A 16,032-nucleotide genomic window follows, 5' to 3' on the forward strand; every position below is an offset into this window, starting at 1 on the left:
CTACGACTTCGGGACGCCCAAGTCTGTAGACTCGGTGAGGCTGCAGGCCCGTTCCTTCACCGGGCAAGGCCCCAAGACCTTCAAGATTCAGTATTCCGACGACAACGCCAGTTGGACGGATGCGCTGACAGTGGCGAGCGCCCCAACATGGGGCTCCCTGGAAGCGCGGACCTATACCCTGTAGCCGGTCAGTTCTGCCCTTGTTTTGGCGCGCTCCGCATCAGCTCGGCGCGTCAAAACCGGCGCAAATCCGCGCCAAAAAGCGCGCGGCGCTACACCCGTCAGCGCGTGCCCCTGAAACTTCGCTTCAACGAGGGAATTTTTCGCCTAAGCGAAAAACCGGATGTCCGGGGCAAGACCTTTGCCTACTTTGGGGCGTTTGCCAAAGTAGGTCGCCCGAGGGGGCGAAACGAGAAGTCCGCGCGTGTGTCATAGCGGCGCTGGAACACAGATGCCAACGCAGCAGGCCGGTGAAGCCGGTGCCAATACAGGAACCGGCCCTGACGGCGGATCGCGAGCGTAAACTCACTCCTACAGGACTCATGCGCCACCGACCCAATCAAGCAGCCGTCACAGCCACCTCAGGTACCACCACCTGCCGTATGTAAGCCCGCGCCGTATGCGGCACGCGATAACGCACTCCGCAATCCCCCTGCTCCACCCACAGCAACGACTTGTCCGCCAACTGCCGCACCGCAGCGAAGGCACACTCACGGCACAGCGGGTTGCCATCCAGCGACGCCACGGCGGAGTCCAGGGTGAAGTCTTCTCCCAACTGCGCCAGCAAGCGCAGGCAACGCTGCTCGGCGGCGTCGAGCAGGCCGTAGCTCCAGTCGTAGGTCGCCCGCAGGTTCTGCTGGCGCGCGGGCGCGGTGCGGCGGCCGGGCATCAGCAGCTGCAGCGGCGAATCCAGCAGCGCCGGCAACCCGCTCAGGCCGAGGATACCCACCTGCCGCGCGGCCATCTCGATGGCCAGCGGCATGCCGTCCAGGCGCCGGCAGATGTCGACGATGGCGCGCACCTGCTGCGGTTTGAGCTCGAAGCGGTCGCAGACTTCCCGTGCCCGCATCACGAACAGTTGCACCGCCGAGCAGCACATGGCCTGCACCAGGGAAACATCGTCGCGTTCGGGCACTTCCAGCGGCGGCAGGCGCAGCACATGTTCACCTTCCGCTCGCAGGGGTTCGCGGCTGGTGGCCAGGATGCGCAGTGCCGGATGCAGACGCAGCAGGTGCTCCACCGCCTCGGCGCAACGGGCAGCGAGATGCTCGCAGTTGTCCAGCACCAGCAGGGTCGGTTCGGCCGCCGGCTCGCGCAGGAGGATGGCGAGGCTCTGGCTCAGCGAGATGCCGTCCGGATCCGGCGACAGGTCGAGGAAGCGCACCTGGCGGAAATGTTTGCCAAGCTGCTCGGCGGCGTGGATCGCCAGGGAGGTCTTGCCCATGCCGCCGGGCCCGACCAGGGTCATCAGGCGCGTCTGCGGCAGCTGCGTGACCACTCGTTCGAGCAGCGCCTGGCGGCCGACCAGCCCCATCAGCAGCACCGGCAGGTTGCTCACCGCGATCCGGCACGGCGGTTCTGCGGGTGTGGCCGGTGCGACCAGTGTCTCCACCACGCCGACGAAGCCGTAGCCGCGCAACGGCACGTTGGCGATGTAGCGCTCGCCGGTGCGTCCTTCACCAAGCGCCCGGCGCAGGGCGGCGATGTGCACGCGCAGGTTGATTTCCTCGACCACGGTGTCGCCCCACACCTGGGCGATGATGGTGTCCTTGCCGATGATCTCGCCGGGCTGGCGGATCAGCACCTGGAGGATGTCCAGCGCGCGGCTGCCGATGCGCACCGGGCGGTCGCCCTGCAGCAGCTGGCGCTTGTAGGGGTGGAACTGGAAGCGCCCGAACTGCAGGATGGTCTCGGTGCCGTACTCGGTCATTACGCTCATGTCCTGCTCACGCCGTGGTTCTGGCGGATCGCTCTACTACGGGGCCTCCAGGCGATCTGGTGAGAACCGAGGTGACGCGCCCCTGATGATTGGTCAGGGTATTTTCCCGCCCCCGTGTGACAGCGCAATTCCCTCGAAGGGAAGGATTCGGCCAACTTGGGTGCGCGGGACGGTCAACCAGCAGGAAATGCGGCGCACTGCCATCAGGCGCAGCCGAACTGCTCGCGGTACTGGCTCGGCGTCATGCCGATCCGCTCGCCGAAAACCGTGCGCATGTGCCGGGGGCTGCCGAAGCCGCTGCGGCAGGCCACCTGCTTGAGCGGCAGGTCGCTGCTTTCCAGCAGTTTGCGCGCGTGGTCGACACGGGCGCTCTGCACGTACTGCATGGGCGTCAGGCTCGTTTCACGCTGGAAGGCGCGGGCGAAATTGCGTGGGCTCATGGCCACCAGCTCGGCAAGGCGATTCACCGTCAGCGGCTCCTCGATGTGGTCGACCACATAGGCCTGGGCGCGGGCGATGGCCGAGCCGTCGCGCACCACCGCCGCCAGCAGCGGGCCGAAGGCGGCCTGTCCACCCTGGCGCTTGAGTACCACCAACAGCACCTTGGCAACTTCCAGGGCGACGTCCTTGCCATGGTCCTCGGCGACCACCGCCAGGGCCATGTCGATGCCGGCGGTGACGCCGCCGGAAGTGATCAGGTTGCGGTCGATGACGTAGATGCGCTCGGCCTGCACCTGGGTCTGCGGGCAAGCCTGGGCCAGGCGCTCCAGGTAGTTCCAGTGGGTGGTGCAGTGGTAGCCGTCGAGCAGCCCGGCGGCGCCCAGCAGGAAGGCGCCTGTGCACACCGCGCCATAGCGTTTTGCGGTGCGCGCGGCCACCGGCAGCCAGGCGTTGAGCGCTTCATTGCTGCCGTTGTAGGCGCCGGGTCCGCCGGGCACCAGCAGCAGGTCCACGCCCGCCAGAAGGGCTTCCAGGGGCAGGTCGGCGCTCATCTTCAGGCCGCTGGAGGCACGCACTCCTTCCGGCTTTGCCGCCACCGTCAGCAGGCGGTAATGGCGCTCCGGCGGCAAGTAGCGGTTGGCCATGGAGAACACCTCCATCGGCCCCGACACATCCAGCGCCAGTACGTCGTCATACAGCACCATGGCCACTGTCTTCATTCTTCTGCTCGCACGCAAACGGGGCTCGGCGATGTCCGCGTGCCCCGGTATGGGAAACCGCCACTGTACCGATTCAGCGCAACGCTGAATCGCACGTTTGCATCATTCTCCGCCGGAAGGGCCGAGCACACGGGTCCAATAAATGCCCGGCCGGCGAAACCATAGTCACGCCGTCGCATCGCACCACGGCGTGCCGCCGGTGGTCTTGCAGAACTGCAAAGTGGCCCTGCAGGCCTGTCTGTTCCGCGCCTTTGGGCGATCGGCAATCATGTTTCCACGGTTCGCAGCCGGCTCTGGCAACCAGCTCTGGCAGCCAACCCCGCAGACCCGAAAAGCCTACTTTCCGCCCAACGCCCGCCACCAGGAAACCGACCATGACCGCCATCGCCAAAGCCGTTCCCGGCAAGACCCTGCTCAACCCCACCGACCACACCCTGATCATGATCGACCACCAGTCGCAGATGTCCTTCGCGACCAAGTCCATCGACGCGGTGACCCTGCGCAACAACGCCGCCCTGGTGGCCAAGGCAGCCAGGGAGTTCGACGTTTCCACCATCCTCACCACTGTTGCCGAGAAGAGCTTCTCCGGGCCGATCTTCGACGAGATCAAGTCGGTCTTCCCCGAGCACAACGTCATCGACCGCACCAGCATGAACACCTGGGAAGACCCGCGCATCGCCGTGGAAGTGAACAAGCTCGGCAAGCAGAAGATCGTCCTCGCCGGTCTCTGGACTTCCGTGTGCATCGTCGGCCCGGCCCTGTCGGCCATCGACCAGGGCTTCGAGGTCTACGTGATCGCCGACGCCTGTGGCGACGTGTCCACCGAGGCCCACGAGATGGCCCTGCAACGAATGATCCAGCTGGGCGCACGCCCGATGACTTCCCTGCAGTACCTGCTGGAATTGCAGCGCGACTGGGCCCGTGGCGAAACCTACGATGCGACCGTGAAGACCTCCATCGAGCACGGCGGCGCCTATGGTCTGGGCCTGATCTACGCCAAGACCATGTTCAACGCCAGCGAAGGCCACTGAGCCTGAGCAGCAGCAAGGGGCGGCAGTGCCGCCCCTTTTCATTTCCGGGATAGACACCATGCCGAACCAAGACCGCTGCGGCGCCCTGGCGCTGCTGTTCATGCGCGTTGCCGCCGCCCTGCTGCTGCTCCAAGTGCACGGGCTGCCCAAATTGCTGCACTGGCACAGCGAGCTGCAGCACATCGAAGACCCGTTCGGCCTCGGCGCCACGCCGACCCTGGCGCTGGCCGTATTCGCCGAAGTGCTCTGCCCGCTCCTGCTGATTCTCGGTGTGTTCGCCCGCCTCGCCTGCCTGCCGGTGATCGCCGTGCTGCTGGTGGCACTGCTGTTCGTGCACCCGCAATGGTCGCTGGAGGAAGGCCAGTTCGCCTGGTGGATGCTGGTGCTGTTCGGCGGGCTGGCCATTGCCGGACCGGGGCGCTACCGCATCGCCCTGCCCCGTTTTGCGGCAGCCACGGCGGAGCCGCAGCGATGAACAAGGCGCTTACCTTCGGTGCATGGATTCCCTGCACCCTGCTGCTCGCCTGCTGCCAGGCCCAGGCTGCCGATTGGTCGCTTCTGTCGCGCAATTACTTCCTCGACAACGACTACCGCAGCCCCGGCCCCAACGGCCAGAGCCTGCGCCGCGAATGGGCGCAGGGCTTCATCGGCAGGTTCAGCAGCGACGTCACGCCCGGCAGCATCGGCCTGGGCGTCGATGCCCACGCCTTCCTCGGCCTCAAGCTCGACGGCGGGCGCGGCCATGCCGGCACCGGCCTGCTGCCGCTGGACAGCGACGGCCGCAGCGAGAGCCAGTACTCCGACGCCGGCGCCGCGCTGCGCCTGGTGCATGAAAAGACCCGCCTCGCCTGGGGCGAAATGGAAGTGGAAACCCCGGTGTTCGACACCGGCGACAAGCGCCTGCAACCCGAATACGCCACCGGCTGGTTGCTCGACGACCGCAGCCTGCCGGGGCTACGCCTGCAGGCCGGGCGCTTCACCGCCTTCAAGAACCAGGACTCCAGCTCCAGCCGCGGCGAGTTCGAAGGCTACGGCGGCAGCACCCGCTTCGGCGGCCTGAGCCTGGCCGGCGCTACCTGGAGCGCGCCCAGCTCGAACTGGGGCGGCGCACTCTATGCCAGCCAGCTGGACGATGTCTGGCACCAGGCCTATGCCAACCTCAACGGCCACTTCGGTCGCTGGTCGGTGGACGCCAACCTGTACAAGACCGGCGACACCGGCAGCGCCCGCGCCGGCGATATCGACACCCTGGCCTGGAGCCTGCTCGGCAAGGTCGCCCTGGGCAGTCATGCGCTGAGCCTCGCCTACCAGAAGATCGACGGCGACACGCCCTTCGACTTCGTCGGCGGCGACTCCATCTACCTTGCCAACTCGATCAAGTACGCCGACTTCAACGGCCCCGGCGAACACTCCTGGCAGGCGCGCTACCAGTGGGACGGCGCCAGTTCGGGACTGGCCGGCCTGACGTTCTCCGCACGCTACGTACGCGGCAGCGGTATCGACGGCACCCACGCACCGTGTGGTGGCGCCTACAACCCCATGGACGGCGGCACCTGCCAGCCCGCCTACGGCGACGGCGGTCGCCACTGGGAGCGCGACCTCGACGTGCGCTACGTAGTGCAATCCGGCCCGGCCAAGGACCTGGCGCTGAGCTTCGCCCAGGTCTCGCACCGCGCCAACGACGCCCAGGGTGGCGCGGATATCGACCGCATCTACGTGATCGTCGAGTACCCGCTCAAGGGCGTGTTCTGATTGCTTGGGAAGCGCCGGCATTCAGCTCTGTTCGCGAGCAAGCTCGCTCCTACGAAGAGCACTCCGAAGCCCCTTGTAGGAGCGAGCTTGCTCGCGAACCCGCCCGGCGTTGAAACCGTCAGGTTGCCTACCCGTAGGGCGCATAACGCGCCAGCGTTATCCGCCGTTACCGAGCCGGCGGATAACCTGTTCCAGGTTATGCGCCCTACGTGACAGCTGAATCGTTAGAGGAAGAACCCGTCGTAGGATGGCGTGGAGCGCAGCGATACCCATCAACCCCACGCACCCGCAGCATGGGTATCGCTGCGCTCCACCCATCCTACAAAAGCCTTGTGCGGGGCTCAGGGCACCGGCGCACTCATGTACTCGACCATCCGCTCGCGCAGCCAGCGCTCGGCCGGGTCGTTGTCGTGGGCGGCGCTCCAGACCAGCGAGAGTTCCGCCGGCTTGATCTCCAGCGGCGGGTCTTCGGCGCGCAGGCAGCTGTCTTCCACCAGGGCGCAGGCGGCGTAGTCGGGCACGGTGGCGATCATCTCGGTGTTGCGCAGCAGCGCGCGCAGGCTGCCGAACTGCGGCACGGCGAGGACCACGCGACGGCGGCGTTCGATGCGTTCCAGGTCCAGGTCGATAGCGCCGTTCAGGTCGCCGGAGAAGGACACCATCACGTGCGGCCGCGAGCAGTATTCGTCGAGGGTCAGCGGGCCGGGGCGGTCATCTCCGCGCAGCACCTTTACGCCGATATCGCGCAGCTTGCGGCGCTTGGCGTTGGCCGGCAGGTCGGTGGTGTAGCTGACGCCGACGGTGATCTCGCCGGACGACAGCAGCGCCGGCATCAGCAGGAAGTTGGCGCGGCGCACCACCACGGTGATGTTCGGCGCCTCCTGCTGCAGGCGCGCCAGCAGCGCCGGGAACAGGCCGAACTCGGCGTCATCGGAAAGCCCCAGGCGGAAGATGTTGCAGCTGCTTTCGGGCTCGAAGCTCTTGGCGCGGCTGACCGCGGCGGAGATCACATCCATCGCCGGGCGCAGCTCCTCGAAGATGTGCAGCGCCCGGCTGGTGGGCTCCATGGCGCGGCCGGCGCGCACCAGCAGCGGGTCGTCGAACAGGTCGCGCAGGCGCGCCAGGGCGGCGCTGACGGTGGACTGGGTGATGAACAGCTTCTCGCCGACGCGGGTGAGGTTCCGCTCCAGCATCAGGGATTCGAAGATCACCAGCAGGTTCATGTCCAGGCGGCGCAGGTCGTTTCGGTTCATGGCTGGTCGCTCGGGGCGGTGGGAATGGGCATCTTGGCACAAGACGAGGGCCGCGCCAGTCAACCATGCAGCACAAGGATTTTCTTGGACGGATGTGCTCGAACACGGTGCGTCATCGGAATTCGATTGAGCGGCGGATCACCTTGATTTACCTTGAATTTTTCCAATTCCGGAGCGGCCATTTCGCCGCCGATATCACTCCACGAGAAGAGAGACGCCATGCCCGCACCTGCCCACCAGGTAGCGACCATGCTCGCCCCGCAGACCCACCACCTGCTGCTGCAGCTCATGGAGGAGCTGGAAAACCCCGGCGACGGCCTGCACCAGGCCAGCCAGCGCCTGTGCCAGCACCTGCTGGAACACTACCGGATGCCCGAGCCCTGCAACGATGGCGCGCAAGCCTGCGAGCGCCTCGCGCTCGCCCCCTGGCAGGAGCGCAAGGCCAAGGACATCCTCGCCGGCAGCCTGCTCAGCCGCCTGTACATCGCCGACGTCGCTGAACAGTGCGGCCTGTCGCGCAGCCACTTCTCCCGCGCCTTCAAGCAGGCCACCGGGCTCGCGCCACGGGAATGGGCGCTGCGCCTGCGCATCGACCGCGCCCGCGAGCTGCTGGCCAGCGGCGACGCGCCGATCTCCCAGGTCAGCCAGGAATGCGGCTTTGCCGACCAGTCGCATTTCTGCCGCAGCTTCCGCAAGCTGGTAGGTTGCACACCTAATCGTTGGCGACAGGCCAGTCGGGTGGGTGGTGCGCAGGAGTTCGTAGGTACGGATCGGGCGTCACCTACGTAGGGCGCATAACGCCCCAGGCGTTATCCGCCGTTCATGATCGGCGGATAACCCGTTCCGGGTTATTCGCCCTACGTAGGCGTTGGACCGTTGTTGCAATCCATGGTCCCGGAGTACGCCGCGGGGGATTCGCGGACAAGGTCCGCTCCTACGGGGTGGCACCGAGTTGGGCGGGTTCGCGAGCAAGCTCGCTCCTACGAAGAGCCGAATCCCCACCCCGCCCCGCCCCGCATCGGCTCTGGCTCTGGCTCTGGCTCTGGCTCTGGCTCTGGCTTGAAAGTCTTCCAGAAAAACGTCCGCGCACTCCTGACCGCCCCGTTCAGGAGGCCTCGTTGAATTGGAGTTTCAGGGGTTGAGCGACATGGATGTCGCGAGAGCCGCGATGGGCCAGGGATGGCCCTTCGCGGCGTGCCCCTGAAACTTCACTTCAACGAGGGAATTTTTCGCCTAAGCGAAAAACCGGATGTCCGGGGCAAGACCTTTGCCTACTTTGGGGCGTTTGCCAAAGTAGGTCGCCCGAGGGGGCGAAACCCAATACATCAGCAAACGCCGCAGCGGCGCAGAACACCCGCCCCCAAGCAAGCAAGCAAGCAAGCAAGCAAGCAAGAACATCGCGGAGAAGCTCCGCTCCTACAAGAGCCTAACGCCCTGCCCACCTGATTCCTACGCCATTCAGGAACCGTTCAGCCAGTACCGGAAGAACCTTGAGGTATGACAGTTCCGACGTCATCCCCACCGTCTAGTCTGGGAGCTGTCCCATTTCCCAACAGGCAGGAGCCGGGAGTCAGAACATGACTGCACCGCAAACCACCGACGACAAACCACAAGGCACCCAACCGCACAGCCCCAAATCACAAGCCACCGACTGGTACCGCAAGAGCGTCGACCAGACCCTGGCCGACCTGCAGACCAGCGCAGAAGGCCTCTCCCCCGACGAAGCCGAGGCACGGCTGCTGCGCGTCGGCCCCAACGCCTTGCCGGCCAAGGAAGCAGAACCGCTCTGGCTGCGCTTCGGCAAGCACTTCAACGACGTGCTGATCTACATCCTCCTGGCCGCCGCCGTGGCCACCGCTCTGATGGGCCACTGGACCGACACCATCGTCATCCTGCTGGTGGCGGTGATCAACGCCGGCATCGGCTTCTTCCAGGAGAACAAGGCGGAGAAATCCCTTGCCGCCCTGCGCGGCATGCTCAGCAGCACTGCCCACGTGGTGCGCAACGGCAAGAAGATCGAGATGGACGCCGCCCAGCTGGTGCCCGGCGACATCGTCATCCTGCGCCCCGGCGACAAGATTCCCGCCGACGTGCGCCTGTTCGACGTGCACCACCTGCAGGTCGAGGAATCCATGCTCACCGGTGAATCCCTCACCGTGGGCAAGCACGCCGACGCGCTGGACAAGGAAGCGCTACTGGCCGACCGCACCAACCTCGGCTTCTCCGGCACCAACGTCAGCGCCGGCAACGCGCGCGGCGTGGTGATCGGCACCGGCCCGGCCACCGAGCTTGGCCGTATCAACAAGCTGATCGCCAACGTCGACGAGAGCGAGACGCCGCTGCTGCGGCAGATTGCCGAGCTGGGCAAGCGCATCTTCCAGCTGATCATCGGCATGATGGTGGTGCTGTTCATCATCGGCTTCTTCTGGCACGACTACCCCTTCGGCGAGCTGCTGCTGTCGCTGATCAGCCTGGCGGTGGCCTCGGTGCCCGAGGGCCTGCCGGCCATCGTCTCGATCATCCTGTCGCTGGGCGTGCAGCGCATGGCGCAGAACAAGGCGATCATCCGCAAGCTGCCCACCGTGGAAACCCTGGGCGCCATGAGCGTGATCTGCTCGGACAAGACCGGCACCCTGACCATGAACGAGATGACCGTGAAGAGCGTACTGCTCGCCAACGGCCTCTACGCGGTCGAGGGCCAGAGCTACGAGCCCAAGGGCCGCATCACCTTCGGCAGCACCAGCGATGAGCTGGACTGGTCGCAGCACGCTGCGCTGGCCGACTTCATCCGCGCGGTGGACATCTGCAACGACAGCAGCCTGCAACTGGGTGACGAAGGTCGCTGGGGCGTAGTCGGCGGGCCCACCGAGGGCGCGCTCAAGGTCCTGGCACGCAAGGCCAACCTGCCGGAGATCGAGTTCCAGAAGTTCGGCAAGATTCCCTTCGACTCCGCCTACAAGTACATGGCGCGGCGCTGCGACGTCGCCGGGCAGAGCCTGGTCTACCTCAAGGGCGCGCCCGACGTGCTGCTGCGCATGTGCCAGCAGCAACTCGGCGCCAATGGCGTGGAGCCGCTGGACCGCGAGTACTGGGAGCGCGAGATGAGCTTCATCGCCGGGCAAGGCCTGCGCATGCTCGCCGCCGCCTATAAGCCGGTGCAGCCCGATGACGGCGTGATCGACCACGAGGACGTGCAGGACGGCATGATCTTCCTCGGCGTTGCCGGCCTGCTCGACCCGCCGCGCCCGGAGGCCATCGAGGCCATCGCACTGTGCAAGCGCGCCGGCATCCAGGTGAAGATGATCACCGGCGACCACCCGGACACCGCCGTGGCCATCGCCGGCATGCTCGGCATGGGCAACGACCTGCGTGCCATGACCGGCCAGGAGCTGGAGCAGGCCAATGACACCCAGCTCAAAGCCCTCGCCATGCAGTACTCGGTGTTCGCCCGCACCAGCCCCGAGCACAAGCTGCGCCTGGTGCGCGCGCTGCAGGCCAACGAGGAAGTGGTCGGCATGACCGGCGACGGGGTCAACGACGCCCCGGCGCTGAAACAGGCCGACGTCGGCATCGCCATGGGCATCAAGGGCACCGAGGTGACCAAGGAAGCCGCCGACATGGTGCTCACCGACGACAACTTCTCCACCATTGCCGGCGCCGTGCGCGAAGGCCGCCGGGTCTACGACAACCTGAAGAAGACCGTGCTGTTCATCCTGCCGACCAACATGGCCCAGGGCCTGCTGATCGTCATGGCGATCCTCGCCGGTGCGGTGATCCCACTGGCGCCGCTGCAGATCCTCTGGATGAACATGGCGACCTCCACCACCTTGTCCTTCGCCCTGGCCTTCGAGCCTGGCGAGCCAGGGATGATGCGCCGTCCGCCGCGCAACGCGAAGGAGTCGATCCTCAATGGCTTCGCGGTCTGGCGGGTACTCTACGTGGGCGGCCTGCTCACCGCCGCGGCCTTCCTGCTGGAAGCCTGGATGGTCAGCAACGGCCAGGACACCGACCACATCCGCACCATGATCCTGCACACCCTGGTCACCGCGCAGTGGGCCTACCTGTTCAACTGCCGCCTGCAGGAAGAGTTCTCGCTGAACACGGCGCTGCTGCGCAACGGCGCKCTGCTCACCGTGACCCTGGCGCTGATCCTGCTGCAGTGCTTCGTGATCTACGTGCCCTTCATGCAGACCGCCTTCCACACCGTCGCCCTGCCCTTCAGCGGCTGGCTGATCTCGTTAGGGATAGGTATCGCGGTGTTCTTCGCGGTGGAACTGGAGAAGCTGGTGATCCGTCGATGGAAGGCTTCGCGCCGGTAAGCCGGACGGCGCATGACCTCTCACGTCATGCGCCGAATCCCGTGCAACGTAGGAGCGGACTCCGTCCGCGATGATTTCGCCCAGCTCTCGGTTGGACCGGAGTGGCGGTGAGTCGATCGCGGACGGAGTCCGCTCCTACGCCCCTTCAAGCCTGGAGGAGCGGCTCATTCCCGCGATCGTCGGATGAGGCCGCCTCCCTGCTGGTGATGCGTCGCTGGAAAGCTTGCGCCGATACCCCAAGAAACGTAGGAGCGGACTCCGTCCGCGATGATTTCGCCCAGCTCCCGGTTCGCCCGGAGTAGCGGTAAGTCGATCGCGGACGGATTCCGCTCCTGCGTTCAGATCGGCAAACGTGGGTGGCGATTACTGGTGCAAGCGCAGCACCGCCTCCAGCTCCTCGCGCAGCCAGGGCTCGTCGATCTCTGGCAGGCGCTGGGTGATCTGCCGGGCGACCCAGCGCTGGCCGCGGCCGATGAAGTCGAAGCGCAGTTCCAGGTCGTCGATGGCCATGGCGCTGGCATGGAAGTCACCAACACCGGTATCCGGCGTGGCGCCCAGGCGTTCCAGGCAGCGACGCAGGCGCCGGCAGCTTTCCGCTTCGCCCTGGTGCAGGCGCTCCAGGCGGTTGCGTGCCACCGCCTCGTCGGCCTGGCGCAGGCTGTCGAGCATCACTCGCGCACCGGCACGCTCGGCACGCATCAGGGTCTGCAACCAGTCAATCAGATCGTCGGACATGAAGCCCCCAGGTCATCGCGAGGGCCCATCCTAGACCGTCTCGCCAAGCGGTTTTAAATGAATTGAATTGCACTGACGCTGCAGTTTTCCGAATACATCCAGCCCGAACCGTACCTCTTCATTTCCGCTGCGCCGCTCGTCGGCCTTGACCCCGGACAAGGCATGGCAGAGCGGCCGCGTGCCAGCACTTCATCTTGAAATCAAAATAACTGCACTTATGCAGCATTATTATTCGTTTGTTGCATCCATCACGGCTGTTCAGACTGATTGGGCTCCCTGCGGCGAATTGCCTCCTACCTTGCCTCTTCGCCGATTAAGCAATGCTTAGCACCCTCGGGTGGCCAGGGAGCCGTCAGTCAACCGGAGTACGACGGAATCAAGATGGACAGCGCGATACCCCTCGACCAGCACACCCCCCGCGACGCCGAATACAACTACGACATCGTTCGCCGCTTCACTCTCACCACCCTGGGCTGGGGCATTCTCGGGATGCTCATGGGCGTGTTCATCGCCGCCCAGCTGGTGTGGCCGCAGCTGAGCCTGGACATGCCCTGGACCAGCTTCGGACGCCTGCGGCCGATCCACACCAACCTGGTGATCTTCGCCTTCGGCGGCAGCGCGCTGTTCGCCACCTCCTTCTACGTGGTGCAGCGCACCTGCCGGGTGCGGGTCATCTCCGACTCCCTGGCCAACCTGCTGTTCTGGGGCTGGCAGGCGAGCCTGCTGGCGATGGTGATCAGCTACCCGCTGGGCATCACCACCTCCAAGGAATACGCGGAGATGGAATGGCCCATCGCAGTCTGGGTGACCTTCCTCTGGCTGGTCTACGCCTACCTGTTCTTCGGCACCATCGCCCGGCGCAAGGTGCGCCACATCTACGTGGGCAACTGGTTCTACGGCGCCTTCATCGTCGTCACCGGGATGGTCCAAGTGGTCAATCACCTGGCGATCCCGGTGACGCTGCTCAAGTCCTACCCACTTTATTCGGGCGCCACCGACGCGATGATTCAGTGGTGGTACGGCCACAGCGTGGTGGGCTTCATCCTCTCGGTGGGCTTCCTCGGCATGATGTACTACTACGTGCCCAAGCAGGCCGAGCGGCCGATCTACTCCTATCGCCTGTCCATCGTGCACTTCTGGGCGATCATCACCCTGTACATCTGGGCCGGCCCGCACCACCTGCACTACACCGCCCTGCCCGACTGGGCGCAGAGCCTGGGCATGGTGATGTCGCTGATCCTGCTGGCGCCCAGCTGGGGCGGCATGATCAACGGCATGATGACCCTCTCCGGTGCCTGGCATAAGTTGCGCACCGACCCGATCCTGCGCTTCCTCGTGGTGTCCCTGGCCTTCTACGGCATGTCCACCTTCGAGGGGCCGATGATGGCGATCAAGACGGTGAACTCGCTGTCGCACTACACCGACTGGACCATCGGCCACGTGCATGCCGGCGCCCTGGGCTGGGTGGCGATGATTTCCATCGGCGCGCTCTACCACATGATCCCCAAGCTGTACGGCCGCGAGCAGATGCACAGCGTCGGGCTGATCAACGCGCACTTCTGGCTCGCCACCATCGGCACCGTGCTGTACATCGCCTCGATGTGGGTCAACGGCATCACCCAGGGCCTGATGTGGCGCGCGGTGAACGAGGACGGCACGCTGACCTACTCCTTCGTCGAGGCGCTGGCGGCCAGCCATCCGGGCTACATCGTGCGGCTGATCGGCGGTTCCACCTTCGCCAGCGGCATGCTGCTGATGGCTTGGAACACCTGGGCCACGGTGCGTTCCGGCAAGCCGGTGTCGAACCTCGAAGCGGCTCTGGCCTGAGGACTCGACGATGCTGCTGAGCCTGATCGGCCTGATTGCCTGTGGCGCCGCCTGCTGGCGAACCTGCCGCCATGACGACGAACAGGCGGCACTGCTGCCCTTCGCCGACGACCCGGACGCCGCGCGGCGCATGAGCGCGGCCACCGGCCGGCACTGCGAAAGGATCGTCCAGCCGCTGCCGGAACCGCCGCCGCCTTACCGAATGCGCGCCTGATTCTCGCGCAGTCGATTTCCTGCTCTTTCGATTTCCTGCTCCATGGACGGAGCCTCCCCGAGTGCCGATGTTGGCACCTTGCAGGGCTCTTCCCCGCGAGAGCCCGTTTTTTTCAGACTTCGCTCCCCGGATTTCCCGATGCCCGCCCTCACCGGCTGGCGGCACCGCGCCGCCGCGTACCTGCCCGACATTCCCCACACCCGCCCGCGCGAATGGCTGCGCGCTTCTCTCGGTGCCAGCCTGGGCTTTCTGCTCAGCGCCGCCACCTGCGGCCTGCTGTTCGGCTCCTCGGTGGCCCTGCACTTCGCCGGGCCCTGGGCCGCGTCGGCGGTGCTACTGTTCGCCGTCTCTTCCGGCGCCCTGGCCCAGCCGTGGTCGGTGATCGGCAGCTACCTGTGCGCATCACTGGTGGCGCTGCTGATCGGCCTCTGGCTGCCCGCCGGCATCGCCAGCGCGGCCCTCGCCCTGGGCCTGAGCCTGCTGCTGATGTACCCGCTGCGCTGCCTGCATCCGCCGGGCGGCGCGCTGGCCTTCTGCATGGTGTTCGCCTCGCCACTGCCCGGCGAGCCGGCGTGGATGGCGCCGCTGCCGGCGATCAGCGGCGGCCTTGGGCTGGTTCTGCTGGCCCTGCTGTTCAACAACCTGACGCGCATGCCCTACCCGCGCCGCCGCAGCCTCGCGGCGGACAACCACCAAACCCAGGACCCGGCCCCCGGTGCGCGGGTCGGCATCCAGGCCGCCGACCTCGACCAGGCGCTGGACGAGCTTGAGGGCTTTGTCGACATCACCCGTGACGACCTCGAACGCCTGGTGCGCAGCACCGAGCGCCATGCCCTGCGCCGCAGCATGGGCGATACCCGTGCGCGGGAGGTGATGTCCCGCGACCTGATCTGCGCCTCGCCGGAAACCCCGCTCAGCCACGCCCTGCGCCTGCTGGTGAAGCACCACCTGAAGGCGTTGCCGATCCTCGACGAGGAGCGCCGGCTGGTGGGCATCGTCAGCCTGATCGATCTGCTGGTGCCCAGGGGCGTCTGGTGGAAGCGCCTGCTCGGCGCTCTCGGCCTGCGTCGCGATCGGCTGCTGGGCGAAGTGATGACCCGCCCGGTGCTGCACGTGGATGCCGACACCCATGCGGTGGAGCTGATCCCGCTGCTCTCCGACCACGGCCTGCACTGTTTGCCGGTGCTGGAACGTGGCGAGCTGGTGGGGGTGATTACCCAGACCGACCTGATCGCCGCGCTGGAGCGCGATCTGCTCAGTCACCTGGGCTGAGCGCCCTTTCGGTTCACCTGGGCTTGCAGCCCTTTCTACCTGGGCAGGCTGCCCTTTCCACCTGGGCTGAGCGCCCTTTCCGTTACACTGGCCGCCTGATTCGCGCAGAAGCCCCCGCATGGACATCGACCTCACCCGCACCTTCCTGGAAATCGTCCGCCACGGCAGCTTCGTGGCCGCCGCCGAACGCATGCACGTCACCCAGACCGCCGTCACCGCGCGGGTGCAGAAGCTGGAAGCGCACCTCAACTGCACGCTGTTCGTACGTAACCGCGCCGGCGCCCGCCTCACTCCGGACGGCGAGGCCTTCGTCACCTACGCCAACCAGATCCTGCAGACCTGGGAGGCCGCCCAGCGCGACCTGCCGCTGCCCGAAGGCATCCACAACGTGCTGCACATCGGTGGCGAGGTGAGCCTGTGCAACCCGCTGATGCTGCGCTGGGTCAGCCGTATTCGCCAGGCCATCGGCGACCATGCGGTGCGCGCCGAGATCGGCGACGGCCAGAGCCTGCTGCGCCAGCTGGAGCTGG

General features: G+C 66.2%; 15 protein-coding genes. 10 read left to right on the forward strand and 5 right to left on the reverse strand.

Annotated elements, in window-relative coordinates; translation table 11 throughout:
* The coding region (locus QO207_RS30285) for a discoidin domain-containing protein (protein WP_301535943.1) at positions 1-184 on the forward strand (184 nt) is incomplete at its 5' end.
* Between the two features lie 375 nt (positions 185-559).
* On the opposite strand, the gene QO207_RS30290 is transcribed toward QO207_RS30285, so the two are convergent.
* Both QO207_RS30290 and QO207_RS30295 read right to left on the reverse strand, forming a co-directional pair.
* The gene (locus tag QO207_RS30290; RefSeq protein ID WP_301535944.1) at positions 560-1,939 is read right to left on the reverse strand and encodes a winged helix-turn-helix domain-containing protein; all 1,380 of its coding nucleotides are present in this window, start codon (positions 1,937-1,939) and stop codon (positions 560-562) included.
* Positions 1,940-2,142: 203 nt separating this feature from the next.
* Positions 2,143-3,099, reverse strand: a complete 957-nt coding sequence (locus tag QO207_RS30295) for a GlxA family transcriptional regulator (protein WP_301535945.1) — start codon at positions 3,097-3,099, stop codon at positions 2,143-2,145.
* A 374-nt stretch (positions 3,100-3,473) separates the two neighbouring features.
* Here QO207_RS30295 and QO207_RS30300 point away from each other — a divergent pair, with 374 nt between their 5' ends.
* The 3 genes from QO207_RS30300 to QO207_RS30310 are packed head-to-tail and all read left to right on the forward strand — an operon-like array spanning position 3,474 to position 5,882.
* Positions 3,474-4,130, forward strand: a complete 657-nt coding sequence (locus QO207_RS30300; protein WP_301535946.1) for a hydrolase — start codon at positions 3,474-3,476, stop codon at positions 4,128-4,130.
* 58 nt (positions 4,131-4,188) lie between these two features.
* Positions 4,189-4,605: a DoxX family protein gene (locus QO207_RS30305; protein ID WP_301535947.1), complete on the forward strand. Its 417-nt coding sequence runs from the start codon at positions 4,189-4,191 to the stop codon at positions 4,603-4,605.
* A complete protein-coding gene (locus QO207_RS30310; RefSeq protein WP_301535948.1) occupies positions 4,602-5,882 on the forward strand; it encodes an OprD family porin in 1,281 nt (426 codons plus the stop codon). Before QO207_RS30305 ends, QO207_RS30310 begins: the two co-directional genes overlap by 4 nt.
* A gap of 341 nt (positions 5,883-6,223) precedes the next feature.
* Here the strand turns inward: QO207_RS30310 and QO207_RS30315 are convergent, their stop codons facing one another.
* Positions 6,224-7,135, reverse strand: a complete 912-nt coding sequence (locus QO207_RS30315) for a LysR substrate-binding domain-containing protein (RefSeq protein ID WP_301535949.1) — start codon at positions 7,133-7,135, stop codon at positions 6,224-6,226.
* A gap of 59 nt (positions 7,136-7,194) precedes the next feature.
* A complete protein-coding gene (locus QO207_RS30320) occupies positions 7,195-7,356 on the reverse strand; it encodes a hypothetical protein (RefSeq protein ID WP_301535950.1) in 162 nt (53 codons plus the stop codon).
* On the opposite strand from QO207_RS30320, the gene QO207_RS30325 reads away from it, so the two are divergent.
* Positions 7,355-7,924 carry an AraC family transcriptional regulator gene (locus tag QO207_RS30325; protein ID WP_301535951.1) on the forward strand — a complete coding sequence of 190 codons (570 nt, stop codon included), beginning with the start codon at positions 7,355-7,357 and terminating at the stop codon, positions 7,922-7,924. The genes QO207_RS30320 and QO207_RS30325 overlap by 2 nt on opposite strands.
* A gap of 788 nt (positions 7,925-8,712) precedes the next feature.
* The gene (locus QO207_RS30330) at positions 8,713-11,454 is read left to right on the forward strand and encodes a cation-transporting P-type ATPase (RefSeq protein ID WP_301535952.1); all 2,742 of its coding nucleotides are present in this window, start codon (positions 8,713-8,715) and stop codon (positions 11,452-11,454) included.
* Between the two features lie 363 nt (positions 11,455-11,817).
* Here the strand turns inward: QO207_RS30330 and QO207_RS30335 are convergent, their stop codons facing one another.
* The gene (locus QO207_RS30335; protein ID WP_301535953.1) at positions 11,818-12,189 is read right to left on the reverse strand and encodes a DUF6306 domain-containing protein; all 372 of its coding nucleotides are present in this window, start codon (positions 12,187-12,189) and stop codon (positions 11,818-11,820) included.
* 381 nt (positions 12,190-12,570) lie between these two features.
* Here QO207_RS30335 and ccoN point away from each other — a divergent pair, with 381 nt between their 5' ends.
* The 4 genes from ccoN to QO207_RS30355 form a co-directional block, all read left to right on the forward strand.
* Entirely contained in the window at positions 12,571-14,016 is a 1,446-nt protein-coding gene (gene ccoN / locus QO207_RS30340) for a cytochrome-c oxidase, cbb3-type subunit I (protein ID WP_301535954.1), read from the forward strand.
* Between the two features lie 10 nt (positions 14,017-14,026).
* Positions 14,027-14,230 (forward strand): hypothetical protein, encoded by a 204-nt coding sequence (locus QO207_RS30345; protein ID WP_301535955.1) that lies wholly within the window; start codon positions 14,027-14,029, stop codon positions 14,228-14,230.
* A gap of 138 nt (positions 14,231-14,368) precedes the next feature.
* Complete coding sequence (locus QO207_RS30350; RefSeq protein WP_301535956.1) at positions 14,369-15,502, forward strand: CBS domain-containing protein; 1,134 nt, start codon at positions 14,369-14,371, stop codon at positions 15,500-15,502.
* A 118-nt stretch (positions 15,503-15,620) separates the two neighbouring features.
* Positions 15,621-16,032 (forward strand): LysR family transcriptional regulator (locus QO207_RS30355; RefSeq protein ID WP_301535957.1); only part of this gene is annotated, 412 nt, incomplete at its 3' end.

The organism is Pseudomonas sp. CAN1, assembly GCF_030462585.1.
In the GTDB taxonomy this organism is placed as follows: Bacteria; Pseudomonadota; Gammaproteobacteria; order Pseudomonadales; family Pseudomonadaceae; genus Pseudomonas.